The sequence below is a fragment of the Salipiger sp. CCB-MM3 genome (genome assembly GCF_001687105.1).
In the GTDB taxonomy this organism is placed as follows: Bacteria; Pseudomonadota; Alphaproteobacteria; order Rhodobacterales; family Rhodobacteraceae; genus Salipiger.
Genome location: NZ_CP014595.1, coordinates 1,742,466 through 1,758,388, shown reverse-complemented (window position 1 = coordinate 1,758,388; position 15,923 = coordinate 1,742,466). Strand labels below are relative to the sequence as shown.

The 15,923-nt window shown below is 66.3% G+C and carries 15 protein-coding genes; 10 read left to right on the top strand and 5 right to left on the bottom strand.

All coding sequences use genetic code 11. The features are described from left to right. The first annotated feature begins 49 nt into the window (after nt 1–49). The 4 genes from mutL (at nt 50) to AYJ57_RS08450 (ending at nt 4,647) form a co-directional block, all read left to right on the top strand. Nucleotides 50–2,029: a DNA mismatch repair endonuclease MutL gene (mutL, locus tag AYJ57_RS08465; RefSeq protein WP_066103713.1), complete on the top strand. Its 1,980-nt coding sequence runs from the start codon at nt 50–52 to the stop codon at nt 2,027–2,029. Continuing rightward, the gene (locus AYJ57_RS08460; protein WP_066103712.1) at nt 2,026–3,165 is read left to right on the top strand and encodes a DNA recombination protein RmuC; all 1,140 of its coding nucleotides are present in this window, start codon (nt 2,026–2,028) and stop codon (nt 3,163–3,165) included. Before mutL ends, AYJ57_RS08460 begins: the two co-directional genes overlap by 4 nt. 30 nt (nt 3,166–3,195) lie before the next feature. Then, complete coding sequence (locus tag AYJ57_RS08455; protein WP_066103710.1) at nt 3,196–4,212, top strand: alpha/beta hydrolase family protein; 1,017 nt, start codon at nt 3,196–3,198, stop codon at nt 4,210–4,212. 105 nt (nt 4,213–4,317) lie between these two features. Next, entirely contained in the window at nt 4,318–4,647 is a 330-nt protein-coding gene (locus tag AYJ57_RS08450) for a DUF3775 domain-containing protein (protein WP_066103709.1), read from the top strand. Nucleotides 4,648–4,653: 6 nt separating this feature from the next. Here the strand turns inward: AYJ57_RS08450 and AYJ57_RS08445 are convergent, their stop codons facing one another. Then, a complete protein-coding gene (locus AYJ57_RS08445) occupies nt 4,654–5,913 on the bottom strand; it encodes a DNA polymerase IV (RefSeq protein ID WP_066103707.1) in 1,260 nt (419 codons plus the stop codon). A gap of 103 nt (nt 5,914–6,016) precedes the next feature. Here AYJ57_RS08445 and AYJ57_RS08440 point away from each other — a divergent pair, with 103 nt between their 5' ends. Beyond that, complete coding sequence (locus AYJ57_RS08440) at nt 6,017–6,454, top strand: NUDIX domain-containing protein (RefSeq protein ID WP_066103705.1); 438 nt, start codon at nt 6,017–6,019, stop codon at nt 6,452–6,454. A gap of 25 nt (nt 6,455–6,479) precedes the next feature. Here the strand turns inward: AYJ57_RS08440 and AYJ57_RS08435 are convergent, their stop codons facing one another. Further along, on the bottom strand, nt 6,480–6,788 hold the full coding sequence (locus AYJ57_RS08435) for a hypothetical protein (RefSeq protein WP_066103703.1): 309 nt from the start codon (nt 6,786–6,788) through the stop codon (nt 6,480–6,482). Nucleotides 6,789–7,070: 282 nt separating this feature from the next. On the opposite strand from AYJ57_RS08435, the gene AYJ57_RS08430 reads away from it, so the two are divergent. Then, entirely contained in the window at nt 7,071–7,967 is an 897-nt protein-coding gene (locus tag AYJ57_RS08430; protein ID WP_066103701.1) for an SPFH domain-containing protein, read from the top strand. After that, nucleotides 7,964–8,230, top strand: a complete 267-nt coding sequence (locus AYJ57_RS08425) for a hypothetical protein (RefSeq protein WP_066103699.1) — start codon at nt 7,964–7,966, stop codon at nt 8,228–8,230. The genes AYJ57_RS08430 and AYJ57_RS08425 overlap by 4 nt, the downstream gene beginning before the upstream one ends. A gap of 42 nt (nt 8,231–8,272) precedes the next feature. Here the strand turns inward: AYJ57_RS08425 and trpS are convergent, their stop codons facing one another. From trpS to AYJ57_RS08410, 3 genes are all read right to left on the bottom strand, one after another. Further along, nucleotides 8,273–9,319: a tryptophan--tRNA ligase gene (trpS, locus tag AYJ57_RS08420; RefSeq protein ID WP_066103697.1), complete on the bottom strand. Its 1,047-nt coding sequence runs from the start codon at nt 9,317–9,319 to the stop codon at nt 8,273–8,275. Nucleotides 9,320–9,524: 205 nt separating this feature from the next. Beyond that, nucleotides 9,525–10,256, bottom strand: a complete 732-nt coding sequence (gene pyrF, locus AYJ57_RS08415; protein ID WP_066103695.1) for an orotidine-5'-phosphate decarboxylase — start codon at nt 10,254–10,256, stop codon at nt 9,525–9,527. Between the two features lie 126 nt (nt 10,257–10,382). Further along, on the bottom strand, nt 10,383–12,581 hold the full coding sequence (locus AYJ57_RS08410; protein ID WP_066103693.1) for a transglycosylase domain-containing protein: 2,199 nt from the start codon (nt 12,579–12,581) through the stop codon (nt 10,383–10,385). Nucleotides 12,582–12,856: 275 nt separating this feature from the next. Between AYJ57_RS08410 and AYJ57_RS08405 the strand changes: the two genes are divergently transcribed. The 3 genes from AYJ57_RS08405 to argC all read left to right on the top strand — a co-directional run bounded on the left by AYJ57_RS08405 (nt 12,857) and on the right by argC (nt 15,918). Then, nucleotides 12,857–13,195, top strand: coding sequence for a P-II family nitrogen regulator (locus tag AYJ57_RS08405; protein WP_066103691.1), 339 nt, complete (start codon nt 12,857–12,859; stop codon nt 13,193–13,195). Between the two features lie 36 nt (nt 13,196–13,231). After that, nucleotides 13,232–14,569, top strand: coding sequence for an ammonium transporter (locus AYJ57_RS08400; protein ID WP_066103689.1), 1,338 nt, complete (start codon nt 13,232–13,234; stop codon nt 14,567–14,569). 374 nt (nt 14,570–14,943) lie between these two features. Then, complete coding sequence (argC, locus tag AYJ57_RS08395) at nt 14,944–15,918, top strand: N-acetyl-gamma-glutamyl-phosphate reductase (protein WP_066103688.1); 975 nt, start codon at nt 14,944–14,946, stop codon at nt 15,916–15,918. The last annotated feature ends 5 nt before the right edge of the window (nt 15,919–15,923 follow it).

Sequence of the window (15,923 nt, the reverse complement as noted above, 5' to 3'; positions counted from 1 at the left end):
GCCCTGCGCCCCGTTCCAGAATCGCGCGAACCCTGCTAGGTATGGTGGCATGAACACCCACACCCCCAATATGCGTCCTGTTATTCGTCAGCTCGACGACGCCGCCATCAACCGCATCGCCGCTGGCGAGGTGGTGGAACGTCCTGCGTCGGCGGTGAAGGAACTGGTGGAGAATGCCGTCGACGCAGGGGCCACCCGCGTCACGGTCGAGATCGCCGATGGCGGCAAGACGCTGATCCGGGTGACCGACGATGGCTGCGGCATGGGCGCGGATGAGCTTCCGCTGGCGCTGTCGCGCCACGCCACCTCGAAGATCGACGGCTCGGACCTGCTGAACATCCACAGCTTCGGCTTCCGCGGCGAGGCGCTGCCCTCGCTGGGCGCGGTGGGGCGGCTGACCATCCAGAGCCGCATTCCGGGTGAGGAAGGCGCAGAGATCAGCGTCTCGGGCGGGCAGATGGGTGCGGTGAAACCGGCGGCCCTGAACCGCGGCACGGTGGTCACGCTGCGCGATCTCTTCTTCGCCACCCCGGCCCGGCTGAAGTTCCTGCGCACCGACCGTGCCGAGATGATGGGCATCTCGGACGTGATGAAGCGCATCGCCATGGCCGAACCCTCGGTCGCCTTCACCCTGCGCGACGTGTCGCAGGGCAAGGACCGGGTGACCTTCCGCGCCGACTCGGTCTCGGGCGATCTTTTCGACGCGCTGCGCGGGCGGCTCTCGCAGGTGCTGGGCGCCGAGTTCACCGAGAACGCGCTGGCCATCGACGCCGAGCGCGAGGGCTTCCGGCTGACCGGCTACGCCGCCCTGCCGACCTATTCGCGCGGCTCGTCGGTGGCGCAGCATCTTTTCGTTAACGGTCGCCCGGTGCAGGACAAGCTGCTGCATGGCGCGCTGCGCGGCGCCTATGCCGACTACCTCAGCCGCGAGCGGCACCCGGCGGTGGCGCTGTTTGTCGACTGCGATCCGCATAAGGTGGACGTGAACGTGCACCCGGCGAAATCCGAGGTGCGCTTTCGCGAGCCTGGCATCGTGCGCGGGCTGATCGTCTCGGCGCTGCGTCATGCGCTGGCTGAGGCGGGGCACCGCGCCTCGAGCACCGTCGCCTCCGAGACGCTGGCGGCGCTGCGCCCCGAGATGCGCGCACCGCTTCCGGATGGCCAGCAGATGCCGCTGCACCAGCAGCCCTCGCAGACCGACAGTTTTGGTGCCTATGGCGGCGGCGCGCCGCTGGGTGCGCCGCAGCAGGCCATCAGCAGCCCACGCGTCTACCAAATGGACCGTCCGTCGGCAGGCGCGCGCAGCGCCGCCTATGCCGCGCAGGCCCCCGATCCCAACTTCGTCCCGGCCCCGCCGCGCGTGCCGCAGCCGCAGGGCTTTGCCGAGATGCAGGGCAGCTGGTCGGGCCGCGTGGTCGAAGACGCTCCGGCCGAGCCCGAGGCCGCCCATCTGCCGCTTGGCGCGGCGCGCGGGCAAGTGCACGAGAATTACATCATCGCCCAGACCGAAAGCGGCATCGTCATCGTCGATCAGCACGCGGCGCATGAACGGCTGGTCTATGAAAAGCTCAAGCGCCAGATGGCCGAACGCGGCGTCGCGGCGCAGGCGCTGCTGATCCCCGAGATCGTCGAGCTGTCGCAGGACGACCTTTCGCGCATCCTCGATATCGCCGAGGACCTGGGCCGCATGGGTCTGTCGGTCGAGCCCTTTGGCGGCTCGGCGCTGGCAGTGCGCGAAACCCCGGCGATCCTTGGCGAGGTCAACGCCGAGGCGCTGATCAAGGACATCCTCGACGAGCTTTCGGACTACGGCAGCTCGCAGTTGGTGCAGGAAAAGCTCGAGGCGATCCTCAGCCGCGTCGCCTGCCACGGCTCGATCCGTTCGGGCCGCCGGATGCGCGCCGAAGAAATGAACGCCCTGCTGCGCGAGATGGAGGCGACGCCCCATTCCGGCCAGTGCAACCACGGGCGCCCCACCTATGTCGAACTGCGGCTCTCCGATATCGAGAGGCTGTTCGGCCGCACATGATCGAAATCGCCGGGCAGAGCATCGCCGCGAGTGACCCGCGCCTCTGGGCCGCTGCCGGGGCGGCGCTGCTTGCGGTCCTGATGATCATGGCGATCCGCGCCTCGAACCGCGCCGCCCGCCTTGGCTACCCGCTCAGCCAGCTGTCGCAGCGGGTGCAGGCGCTGTCCGAAGGGCAGGAACGGCTTTCGGGCGGGTTGCACCATGTCTCCGAGGCGCAGGTCAAAAGCCAGAACGCCATGCTGCAATTGATGGAAAAGCGGCTGGCGCAGGTGCAGCAGAGCATGACTGAGAACCTGCACGGCAATGCCCGCCGCACCGCGCATTCGCTGGGCCAGTTGCAAGAGCGGCTGAAGACCATCGATCAGGCGCAGGAGAACATCACCCGGCTCTCGGGCGACGTGCTGTCGCTGCAGGACATCCTGTCGAACAAGCAGACCCGCGGTGCCTTTGGCGAGATCCAGCTGCGCGACATCGTCACCCAAGCCCTGCCCGCCGACAGCTACCGGCTGCAGGCCACCCTGTCGAACGGCCGCCGCGCCGATTGCCTGATCAAGCTGCCGGAGCCGCCGGGTCATATCGTCATCGACGCGAAATTCCCGCTCGAAGCCTATGAGATGCTGCGCCGCGCCGAGACGCCCGAGGCCAAGCAGCGCGCATCTCAGGCCTTCCGCATGTCGGTGCGCAAGCACATCCGCGACATCTCGGACCGCTACATCCTCGATGGCGAGACCGCCGAAAGCGCGCTGATGTTCCTGCCCTCCGAGGCGGTCTATGCCGAATTGCACGGCAACTTCCCCGAGATGGTGCGCGAAGGCTTCGGCATGAAGGTCTGGATCGTCTCGCCGACCACCTGCATGGCCACGCTCAACACGCTTCGCGCGGTGCTGAAAGACGCGCGGATGCGCGAGCAGGCGGGCGCCATCCGCCGCGAGCTAGCGCTGCTCGCGCAGGACATGGACCGGCTCGGTGCGCGCGTGGAGAACCTCGACCGGCACTTCGGCATGGCCGCGCGGGATCTCTCGGAAATTCGCACCAGCGCCGAGAAAGCCGGGCGCCGTGCCCAAAAACTGGACAATTTTGATTTCGAAGATCTGGCGCCCGAGGGTCAGATCGTGCCATTGCCACGGCAGACCTGACTTTCCGTTCGACTCGCCAAGGACATGACGATGATTGCCCGCCTGACCGGCCTTGCCCTTGCGGCCCTGCTCGCCGTTCCCGGCTTTGCCGAAGAGGGCGCGACCGCCGTCGGTGTCAGTACCATGGTCCGGCCCGAGGCGAACTTCGACCGCGGCATTTCGATGACCATCTGGTACCCCGCACAAAGCGATGCGGGCGCCTCGGAACTCGTCGGCCGCAATGCCGTGTTCGAGGGCACCCCCGCGCAGCGCGAAGCCTCGCCGCAGCCCGGCAAGCTGCCGCTGGTCCTGCTGTCGCACGGCGGGCTGCGCTCCGCCGAGCAGAGCGGCGCGTGGCTGGCCGCGAAACTGGCGGCGGGCGGGTTCATTGTCGCCGAGGTCAGCGGCCAGCGCCCGCGCGATCAGGCCAGCGCGGTGGGCGAGATCTGGCGGCGTCCGGCGGAAATGGCTCAGGCGCTTGATCTGCTGCTGAGCGATCCCGACTGGCAGATGCGCATCGACGAGACCCGCGTAGCGGTGGCCGGTGTCGCGCTTGGCGGCACGGCAGCGCTGATGCTGGGCGGCGGACAGATTGATACCGCGGCCTATGCGCGCAACTGCGACTCCTCGCATCCCGCGCCCGATTGCGACTGGTTTGCCGAGGGCGGCGTCGATCCGGCCAGTGTCGATGTGCAAGCCCTCTCGCTCGAGCGGCGCGACCCTCGGGTCCGCGCGGTGCTCGCATTGGCGCCGGAGTATCTCGCCGAGTTCCGCCCCGAGACGCTGGCGCCGCGCCGCGCGGCGACGAAGGTCTATGGGCTTGCCGAGCCTGCCGCCGGAGAGACGCGCCTCGCGGTGCAAGCCGGAATCGAGGTGCGCCCGCTGGAGGATGCCCGGCTCTACGACCTCTTTGCCCGCTGCACGCCCGATGGCGCCAAGCTGCTGGAAGAAGAAGGCGGCGATCCCGCGCTCTGCGGCAGCACCGCCGAGGACCGCGCGGCGGTCCATGACGCGGTGGCCTCCGACGCGCTGCACTTCCTGCACCGCGCGCTTGGCCTTACCGGCTGACACTGACCGGCTGACACGCCGCTGATCTCCACCCGCCGCTTGTCGCAGATCAAGGTGGGGGTGTAGGCTTTTCTCCATGGTGTGCGCGAAGAAAGGAGACGCGCCATGGAAGAAATCAGCGTCCGCACAATTGCCGCCGTGATCCTGATGGCCCGCGAGATCGAGCGTGCCGAGGGCGAGCTGCGCGGCTTCATCGACCGCATGAGCGAAGAGGAGCAGGCCGCGCTGGTCGCGGTGATGTGGATCGGCAGAGATGCCTTCGATGCCGACGAATGGGCCGAGGCCTATCGCACCGCGCTCACCGAAGCCTCTACGCCCACCGCCGACTATCTGATCGGCACGCCGCATCTTGCCGACCATCTCGAAGCCGGGCTCGAAGCCCTCGGCTTTGATCCCGAGGACGAGGAGGACGAGTTGCTGAACCGCGGTCGCTGAGCTGCTTCAGCGCAGCGCGCGGCCCTTGACGATGGCACTGTCGCCGAACCGCGCGCGGATCGCATCCGTCGCCCGTTCCGCCGCCGCGCGCCTGCCCGCGTCCGGGTCCAGCAAATCGCCGCCGCGATCGGCCTGTTCGGCGTCCACCAGTTCGGAAATCCCTGCCCCCAAAAGCCGCCACGGTCCCTGCCGCTCCAGCGTGTCGAGCATGGCGCGCGCCGTGCGGTAGATACGGTCGGCCATTTGCGTGGCATCGCCATCTGCCAGCGACTGCCGTCGGGTGATCAGCTTGAAATCGGCGCGTTTGACCTTCAGCGTCACCACCCGCCCCGCAAGCCCCTTGGCCTTGGCGCGGTCCGCGACCTTCTCGCACATGCGCCAGAGGTGCCCGTCGAGCAAATCGGGATCACCGGTGTCTTCGGAGAACGTGGTCTCGTTGGAGATGCTTTTGACCGGCGCGTTGCGCGTCACCCGGCGGCTGTCCTCGCCGCGGGCCAGATGCCACAGGCGCTGCCCCATCGAGCCGAAGCGCTGGATGAGATCGCGCTGCTCCCAGCGCAGCAAATCCTCGAAGGTGCGGATCCCGGCGCGCTCCAGCGCCTCCTGCGAGGCCATGCCGACACCCCAGATCATCCGCACCGATTTGGGCCGCAGGAACTCGGCGGTCTCGGCCTTGCCGATCACCGAGAACCCATGCGGCTTGTCGAGGTCCGAGGCAATCTTGGCGAGGAATTTATTGTGCGACAGGCCGACCGAGCCGGTGACCCCCAGCTCCTCGCGCATGCGTTTGACCAGACGCGCCATCATCACCGCGGGCGGATGGCCATGCAGCCGCGCCGTGCCGGTAAGGTCGAGAAACGCCTCATCCAGCGACAGCGGCTCGATCGCCGGGGTCAGCTCTTCCATCAGCGCCCGGATCTGCCGCGAGACCTCGACGTAAAGCTCCATACGCGGTTTCACCACCACCGCGTCGGGGCAGAGCTTCAGCGCCTGAAACATCGGCATGGCAGAGCGCACGCCGCGGATGCGCGCCACGTAGCAGGCGGTGGAGACCACCCCGCGCTTGCCGCCGCCGACGATCACCGGCTTGTCGGCAAGCTCGGGATTTTCGCGTTTTTCGACGGTTGCATAGAAGGCATCGCAATCCATATGGGCGATGGAGAGGTCCCAAAGCTCCTCATGCCGCACGATCCGCGGGCGCCCGCAGGACGGGCAGCGCGATCCGTGGTCAAACTCGGTGAGGCAATCGCGGCAGAGCGCGGGCATGGGGGGATCTTTCGATGTGAAGATGCTACGGGGGAACTATAGAATAGCTTCCCGGGCGGCTGCCACAGTCACCAGTACAGGATTTGCGAAAGGCGATTTTTTGATGAGCACCGAACCGGCGAAAGACCCCAGCAGAGACGACTTCAGGGGCGCCAAGCTGATCCTATTTCTGGGTGACGACCTGCTGATCCTGCGCCGCGACCACACCGAGGGCATTCCCTGGCCCGGCTATCTCGATTTCCCCGGCGGCGCGCGCGAGCCCGGAGAGACCCCCGCCGAATGCGCCCTGCGCGAGACCACCGAAGAGGTGGGCCTGACGCTGACGCCAGACTCGCTCACATGGGAGCATTTCCGCGACGGGCTGTGGTATTACGCCGCCCATCTGCCCGCCGAACGTATCGACAATGTCGTCTGGGGCGGCGAGGGCGAAGGCTGGGAAATGATGGCGGCCGAAGAATTCGCCGCCCGCGAGGATGCGATCCCGCATTTCCGCACGGTGCTGCGCGACTACCTGTCGATCCTGCAAAGCGCGGCGGGCTAAGGCCGCGCCAGCGCGCCGAATGCGCTCAGGCCGCGCGGAACAGCGACAGCCAGCCCAAGCCCCGGCGTTCGGCAACGGCGGCACGGGTGCGCCGCACGCGCTCCGACGGCAGCGGCATGGTGCGCGCCTGCAGCGTGCCGTCTTGGTCGAGCGACGCAAGGGCGCGCGAGACCAGCACGCGCTCGGCGGCATCGGGCTGGGTGGTCACCGGGGCGGCGAAACTGCTGGCAACGCGCAGCCGACCCGCGTCGGTGTGAAAGGTCACGAGGGCTTCGAACTGTCCTTCGGCGGCGTTGTAGCGCATTTCGCCGATCTGCGTGGTCATCTCGGTCATGGCTTGTCTCCTGATTGTGGGTAAAACGTCACAATTCGCCAGACAGTTCCATCGCGCCTATTTTGCGCTTTACACAGCCGCGTGAGGCGCGAACGCGACACCTCGAAATGCTTCGCCCAAAATCGCTTCCCGCCGCGTCAAGCTGCGGGCATAATTTCCCCAAGCCCCTTCTTCTCTTTGAAAATACGCCGGGGGTGAGGCGCGCATGCGCCGAGGGGGCAGCGCCCCCTGCCACGGGATGGGATCCAGCGCCAGCGCGCCTCTAGGGGATGGGGAAAATTGATGACTGCGGAAGATGTGATACTCGACCTGCTCGGGGGCAACCTCGTGATCCTGCTGCTCGCCGGCTTCGTGATCCTGTGCATCGTGCTGGGCGTGCGGATCGTGCCGCAGTCCGAGAAACATGTGGTCGAACGCTTCGGGCGGCTGCGCGCGGTGCTTGGGCCGGGGATCAACTTCATCGTGCCGTTTCTGGATCGCATCGCCCATAAGGTCTCGATCCTCGAGCGCCAGCTGCCTAACGCCAATCAGGATGCGATCACCGCCGACAACGTTCTGGTCGAAGTGGAGACCTCGGTGTTCTACCGCATCCTCGAGCCGGAAAAGACCGTCTACCGCATCCGCGACGTGGATGCCGCGATCGCCACGACCGTCGCGGGTATCGTCCGCGCCGAGATTGGCAAGATGGAGCTTGATGAGGTGCAGTCCAACCGGGCCGCGCTGATTTCCACCATCAAGGGCAACGTCGAGGACGCCGTGGACGACTGGGGCATCGAGGTCACCCGCGCCGAGATCCTCGATGTGAACCTCGACCAGCAGACCCGCGACGCCATGTTGCAGCAGCTCAACGCCGAGCGCGCCCGCCGCGCGCAGGTCACCGAGGCCGAGGGCCGCAAGCGCGCGGTCGAACTGGCCGCCGACGCCGATCTCTATGCCGCCGAGCAGACCGCCAAGGCCCGCCGTATCTCGGCCGATGCCGAGGCCTATGCGACGCAGGTGGTGGCCGAGGCGATCGCACAGAACGGCCTCGAGGCGGCGCAATATCAGGTGGCGCTCAAGCAGGTCGAGGCGCTGGTGGCGCTCGGACAGGGCGACGGCAAGCAGACCATCGTGCTGCCCTCCAATGCGCTCGACGCTTTCGCCGACGCCTTCACCCTGCTCACCGGACGCAAGCCATGATCCAGCTCTGGTGGGTCTGGCTGGCGGCAGCGGTGGTGCTGCTGGTGCTCGAAGTGGTGAGCCCGGCCTATGTGTTCCTCGGATTCGCCATAGGCGCGGCGGTGGTCGGTGTGCTGCTGCTGCTTGGCCTCTCCACCGGCTGGCCGATGCTGCTGCTGATCTGCGCCGTTGTCGCGCTGATCGCCTGGGCGCTGCTGCGCCGCTTCATGGGCGTGCGCAAGGGCCAGACGAAAATCTGGACGCGCGACATCAACGAGGACTGAGGGAGAGCGCCGCGGCGCTCCCCCTTTCGGCACAGCCCTCTATCACAACCGGAACAGCCCCAGCGCATCCATCACCTCGCGCTTGGTCGCCTCGGTGACCTCGCGGGCGGTCTGGGTGCCCTCGGCGATGATCCGATGCACCTGCGCCGGGTCCGAGGCCGCCTCGGCACGCCGCGCGCGGATCGGTGCCAGCAGCGCCTGAAGAATGTCCTCGAGCCGCCGTTTCAGCACCGCATCCCCGAGCCCGCCGCGCCTGTAATGCTCCTTGAGCGCGGCGATCTCGTCCTTCTCCTCGTCGAAAGCGTCGAGATAGGTGAACACCACATTGCCCTCGACCCGGCCCGGGTCTTCGACGCGCAGGTGATCGGGATCGGTGAACATCGCGCGCACCGCCCGGCTGATCTCATCTTCCGAGGCCGAGAGGGGGATCGCATTGCCGCCCGACTTGCTCATCTTGGCGCGCCCGTCGATGCCCGGAAGCCGCCCGGCCTCGGGGATCAGCGCCTGCGCTTCGGGCAGCACCATGCGGCCCGCCGCGCCGTTCACCCGCCGCACCACCTCGTTGCACTGTTCGATCAGCGGTGCCTGATCCTCGCCCACCGGCACGACGGTGGCCTTGAAGGCGGTGATGTCGGCGGCCTGCGCGGCGGGGTAGCACAGAAAGCCCGCGGGAATGTCGCGCCCGAAGCCGCGGGCGCGGATCTCGTCCTTGATCGTCGGGTTGCGCTCGAGCCGGGCGACGGTGACGAAGTTGAGATAGAGCATCGACAGCTCGGCCAGCGCGGGCAGATGGGATTGCAGGCAGATCGTGGTCTTGGCCGGGTCGATGCCCACTGCAAGGTAGTCGCAGGCCACCTCCAGCACGTTGCGCCGCACCTTGCCGATGTCATGGGCATTGTCGGTGAGCGCCTGCGTGTCGGCCAGCAGCAGGAACTGCCGGTGGCTGTTCTGCAGCGCCAGCCGGTTTTTCAGCGAGCCTGCATAATGCCCGATGTGCAGCGGGCCGGTGGTGCGGTCCCCGGTGAGGATGACGGGTTTTGCCTTGGCGGGCGTGTCCGCCTCGGGGCGGGTCAGTGTGGTCTGGTCCATGTGGGTCTCCGTGTGGAACAGGAGGTCGCCGCATGGGTGTCTTGATGGAGTGTGTTACATCAAAAAGGCCGCCCGATGCGGCGGCCTGTTTGAAAAACATGAGAAGTCCGGCCGCCTATGTCAGGCGGGCCACCAAAGGTTCGCAAGGGGCATCGGACGTGTCATGCAGACTGCCTAGCCCCGCGCGCGCCGCAGATCAAGCCTTTCAGCCCTTGTTCGGGCGCTGCGCCTGCGGCGATGCCAGTTCGACGTTGATCGCCAGCGCGGCATCGCGCGGCGAGGGCGCGCGCCAAACCGGACGGCCTACGACGATGTGGTCGACCCCGGCGGCGATGGCGCTGGCGGGCGTAGCGATGCGCTTCTGATCGTCGTCTGCGGCACCTGCGGGGCGCACACCGGGGGTGACGATGAGGCGGCCCTCGGCCTCGGGAAGCGCGCGGATGCGGGCGGCTTCCATGGGCGAGGCGATGATGCCGTCGGCTCCGGCCTCGAAGGCCCGCGCGGCACGTTCCACCACCAGATCGGCCACATCACCCTTCTGCATCAGCCCGTCATCCAGATCGGCGCGGTCCAGCGAGGTCAGGATGGTCACCGCGAGGATCTTCAGATTCGAGCCCGCCGCGCCTTCCTTGGCAGCGCGCACCACATGCGGATCGCCGTGGACCGTCAGGAAATCGAGGTCGAACTGCGCGATGCCGCGCACCGCGTTCTCCACCGTCTGGCCGATGTCGAAGAACTTCATGTCGAGGAAGATGCGTTTGCCGTGCTCCTGCTTGAGCTCATTGGCCAGCGCCAGACCGCCGCCGGTGAGCATGCCGAGGCCGATCTTGTAGAAGGAAACGGCATCGCCGATCTCTTCGGCGATTTTCAACCCCTCGAGGGCATTGGGCACGTCGAGGGCGACGATCAGGCGGTCATCGGACACGGCTGCGGACATGAGGGCGGCTCCTTTTGCGGGATTTCGCCTCTCATGTCCGCGCCGGGCGCTCAGGTCAAGCCCGCGCCAAAAGCCTTCGAAGGCTTTTGCAACTTCCTTCGAAGGAAGTTGCCGCCCGTGACGGGGTCAGCCGCCCCCCAGAAGATCGCGGATCACCTGCTGGATGATGTTGTCGCGGCGCTGGCGCTCGGGCTGGCGCTGCTGCACCTGCGGCTGCGCCGGTTCCGGTGCGGCAGGCGCGATGGCCGGCAGGGGCGTGGCCTCGGTGCCGTCAGTGACCCGCAACATCGTCTCTCTCCAGATCTCCGCCGGCAGACCGCCGCCAGTGACGCCGGTCAGCGGCGAGTTGTCGTCATTGCCCATCCACACGCCGACCACATAATCGGAGGTGAAGCCGATGAACCATGCGTCGCGGGCATCGTTGGAGGTGCCGGTCTTGCCCGCAACCTCGCGGTCGGGCAGCTTTGCCCGCCCGCCGGTGCCTTCGGAGACCACATGCTCCATCATCCACACAAGCTGGCCTGCCGCCTCGGACTGGATCACCCGCTCGCGGATACCGCCACCGGTGCCCATCAGCACCTCGTCCTCACCCTTCAGGCGCAGATCGACGAGGCCGTAAGGCGTCACCGCCGAGCCGCCATTGAGGATGCCCGCATAGGCTCCGGTCATCTCGAGCAGCGAGGCTTCGGAGGTGCCGAGCGCCATCGCCGGGCCGTCGTTGAGCTCGGATTTGATGCCGAAGTCGGTGGCGACCTTATGCACCAGATCGCGGCCCACCGCCTCGGAGATTTTCACCGCCGGAATGTTCAGCGAATGCGCCAGCGCGGTCGTCAGGGTGACGCGGCCCTTATAGGTCTTCGAGTAGTTCTGCGGGCACCATTGCCCCGAGCCCGGCACATTCATGCAGAAGGGCTCGTCGACCACCGTGTCATAAGGCGAATAGCCCAGTTCCAGCGCGGTGGCGTAGACGAAGGGCTTGAACGCCGAGCCGGTCTGCCGCTTGGCCTGCGTGGCGCGGTTGAACACGCCCGACACGCCGGTCTTGCGCCCGCCGACCATCGCCCGCACCGCACCGTCCGAGGACATGACGACAATCGCCGCCTGCGCCTTCGAGCCTTCCTTGACCTTGCTTTCATAGACCGAGTTCATCGCGTCTTCTGCGGCCTGCTGCAGCTTGGGATCGAGCGTGGTGCGGATCACCACATCTTCCATCGTGTCGCGGGTGAAATACTCGGGACCGGTCGACATCACCCAATCGGCGAAGTAGCCGCCGGTCTTGCGCTGCGCCTCTTCGGACAGGGTCGCGGGGCTGGCCTGCGCCGCTTTTTCCTCCGCATCGGAGAGATAGCCCTGATCTTCCATCAGCCGCAGCACGGTTGCCGCGCGCGCCTGCGAGCGCTCGAGATCGTTGGTCGGCGCCAGCGAGGAGGGCGCGGTCAGCAGACCGGCCAGCATCGCCGATTCCTGCGGGTTCAGCGTGGCGGCGTTTTTCCCGAAGTAGCGCTCTGCGGCGGCCTCGGCTCCATAGGCGCCGCCGCCCATATAGGCGCGGTTGAGGTAGATCGAGAGGATCTCGTCCTTGGTGTACTTCAGCTCCATCGCCATGGCGTAGAGCGCTTCCTTGCCCTTGCGCAGCAGCGAGGACTCGCGGCAGTCGGCCACATAATCCGCCTCGGACTTCCAGACCTCGGAATCATATTCGACGCCGATGCAGAGCAGTTTCGCGGTCTGCTGCGTGATGGTCGAACCGCCGTGGCCCGACAGCGGCCCGCGCCCCTCGGCAAGGTTGATGCGGATGGCACTGGCGACGCCGCGCGGCGAGACGCCGAAATGGTGGTAGAAACGTTTGTCCTCAGTCGCGATCACCGCGTTCTTGAGGTGCTTGGAGACACTGCTTGCCGTCACCGCACCGCCGAACTGATCGCCGCGCCACGCGAAGATCGCGCCATTGCGGTCGATCAGCGTCACAGAGCCGCGCGCACGCCCGTCCAGCAGATCGGTCACCGGCGGCAGTTGGGTGTAGAAAAAGCCCACCCCAAGCGCCAGCATCAGCGCGACGACAGCCGTCACGCGCCAGGTGATGCGCCAGAAGATGCGCAGGATCCACGAGAAGGTGCCAAGCACGAAAGCCACCAGAAAATTCCTCTTCTTCGCCGGTTTGCGGGCGGGCTTGCGCGCGGTTTTGCGGGGCCGGGACGGGCCGCCACCGCCTGCACCGCCACCAGAGGCCTTGCGGCCCTGCGGCTTTGTCGTGGATTTCTGGCTTGCCCTGGGATAGCGGCGGTCGGCCACCAAGCGGCCCTTGCCACGCCCTGAATCACTCATTTCGCTTTGCCCGGCCTGTCGTTTGTTTTGGCGGAGGATAACGGGTTTGCAGCCCGATGTTGACCGGGAAACGGTCACATATTTGTCTTTTTAAAAGAGCCATTTTTTAATCAAATGCAGATCTTCTGCCCATTTTGTGATCTCCTTGGGAGCACGTTCGACCCATTGCAAGGGGCTTTCCCTTCCAATGGCGGGCGGGCAGCGGCTTTCTGCCCATGCACAAACGAGGAGAGGCGGAGTGTCCCGACATTCCGCAAGAACCGAAAGGGACCAAGGTGAAACTGATCATTGCAACGATCAAGCCGTTCAAGCTCGAGGAGGTGCGCGAGGCGCTCACCGCAATCGGCGTGCGCGGCATGATGGTCACGGAAATCAAAGGCTTCGGCTCGCAGTCCGGTCATACCGAAATCTATCGCGGCGCTGAATATGCGGTGAACTTCGTTCCGAAGATCAAACTCGAGATCGTGGTCGCCGGCTCCATGGCCGACCAGGTTGTCGAAACGATCACCAGCACCGCCCAGACCGGCAAGATCGGTGACGGCAAGATTTTCGTGCTCGACGTTCAGCAAGCCGTGCGCGTGCGGACCGGCGAGACCAACGCGGACGCTCTCTGAGCCGATCGCGGAACGATAGATAGGGACAAACAAGACATGAAACTTCTCAAGACGCTCGCTCCGGTCGCCGCGCTGATCGCGCTGCCGAGCCTGGGCCTTGCTCAGGACGAAGGTCCTGTGGCCGGGGTCAACGCCTCGACCGACTCGGTGTTCATCTTCAACTCGCTGCTGTTCCTCGTGGGCGGCTTCCTGGTGTTCTTCATGGCCGCGGGCTTTGCCATGCTCGAAGCCGGCCTGGTGCGCTCCAAGAACGTCACCATGCAGCTGATGAAGAACGTCACCCTCTTCTCGCTCGCTTCGATCTTCTACTACCTGATCGGCTACAACCTGATGTACCCGCTCGGCACCTGGTCGGTCCAAGGCGTGCTGTCGGGCGTCTGGGGCCCGGGCGTTCTTGAAGCCGTTGGCGTGACCGCCGACGCGGCTGACGATTACGGCTATGCCTCCACCGGTTCGGACTTCTTCTTCCAGCTGATGTTCTGCGCCGCCACCGCCTCGATCGTTTCGGGCGCACTGGCCGAGCGTATCAAGCTGTGGCCGTTCCTGATCTTCACCGTCATCCTGACCTCGATCATCTACCCGCTGCAGGCTTCCTGGAAGTGGGGCGGCGGTTTCCTCGACGCCGCTGGCTTCCTCGACTTCGCTGGCTCGACCGTCGTGCACTCCTGCGGTGGCTGGGCTGCTCTGGCTGGTGCCATCGTTCTTGGCCCGCGTATCGGTAAATACAAAGATGGCCGCGTGACCCCGTTCCCGGGCTCCAACCTGGCGCTCGCAACCCTCGGCACGTTCATCCTGTGGCTCGGCTGGTTCGGCTTCAACGGCGGCTCGCAGCTGGCAATGGGCACCGTGGGCGACGTGGCTGACGTCTCGCGCATCTTCGCCAACACCAACGCGGCAGCAGCCGGCGGTTCGGTCGCAGCGATGATCGTCACCCAGCTTCTCTACAAGAAGCCCGACCTCACCATGGTGCTGAACGGCGCGCTGGCCGGCCTCGTGTCGATCACCGCAGAGCCGCTCACCCCGACGCTGGGTTCGGCAACCATCATCGGCATGATCGGCGGCATCCTCGTGGTCTTCGCAGTGCCGTTCCTCGACAAGCTGAAGATCGACGACGTGGTCGGCGCCATCCCGGTGCACCTTGTCTGCGGCATCTGGGGCACCATCGCGGTTGCCTTCACCAACGGTGACGCATCCTTCGGCACCCAGATCTACGGCATCGTCGTGGTCGGCGTCTTCACCTTCGTGGTCTCGCTGGTCCTGTGGTTCATCCTCAAGATGATCTTCGGCATCCGCGTCTCGGAAGAAGACGAGATCAACGGTCTCGACATGGCCGAGCTCGGGATGGAAGCCTACCCCGAATTCTCCAAGGGCTGATTTTCTCCTTCCTTTCAGCTTTTGACCTACTGGCCCGGGCGTTCGCGCCCGGGTTTTTTGTTGCCTGGTCGCGGCGCAGAGCGCGCAACGATTCACGGGAAACAAGCGCCTTCTTCAAAGCTGCCGCTTGACTGTCATGTGAACTGCCGACATTCCTTCGGACCATGCTCAGGAACCACCCCCTCTTCGATCGACGCCGACGCCGCGCACCCCTGCGGCGGCTCTTTGGGCTGCGCGTCGATCAAGGATATTCGGCATGGTAACGGGCTTCTCCTGAAACCCGACTGCCGGAGCCCCTCCGACCCGCGTTCCTGACCCCCGCAGCCTCCGGCTTCGGGGGTTTTGTTTTACTCGCATCATCGAAGGACATCATCATGAGCATTCGCGTCGGCATTGTCGGCATCAGCGGTTTTGGCGGCGGCGAAGCGCTGCGCCTGATCGCCGGTCACCCGTCTTTCGAGCTGGTCTACGCTGCGGGCGACGGCAGCGCTGGCAGCCGCCTCGTCGAGCGCTTTCCCGGCGCCCCCACAGCACTTGCCAATCTGGTGATCGAGAAATGGGACCCCGACGCCCTGCCCCACCTCGACGTGCTGTTCGCGTCGCTGCCCACAGGCGCCTCGGCCGACGCGCTGTCGCGCGTGCCAGAAGAGGTGAAGATCGTCGATATCGGTGGCGATCACCGCTACGCCGAGGGCTGGACCTACGGGCTTGCCGACGTCTGGCCCGAGCGGATCCGGGGCGCGCGCCGCGTCGCCAACCCCGGCTGCTTTCCGGCAGCGACGCTGAACACGCTTGCGCCCTTGCTGGCGGGCGGGCTGATCACGCCGGGCAATATCGTGATCGACGCCAAGACAGGCATCTCGGGGGCCGGGCGCGGCGGTGGTGGCAGCTTTGGCTACGCCGAGAGCAACGAAAATCTGCAGCCCTACGGACTGCTGCAGCATCTCCACATGCCAGAGATGGCGACCAGCATCGAGCATCTGTCGGGAGGCAGCGCCGCAGGACTGGTCTTCACCCCGCACCTTGTGCCGATGACCCGCGGCCTGCTGGTCACCACCTACTGCCGCGGCAGCGCCAGCACCGGGCAATGCCTCGAGGCGGCCCGCGACTTCTACGCCGACCGGCCCTTCGTACGCGTCACCGACAGGCCGCCGCAGACCAAATGGGCGGCGGGCTCGAACCTGTCATTCGTCAGCTACGCCGCCGACCCCGCGCGCGACCTCGTCATCGGGCTGGGCGTCGTCGACAATCTCGGCAAAGGAGCGGCTGGCCAAGCGGTGCAGAATGCGAACCTGCTCTGCGGCCTGCCCGAAACTGCGGGACTGGGGGGCGCCCCCCTCTGGCCCTGACCGTC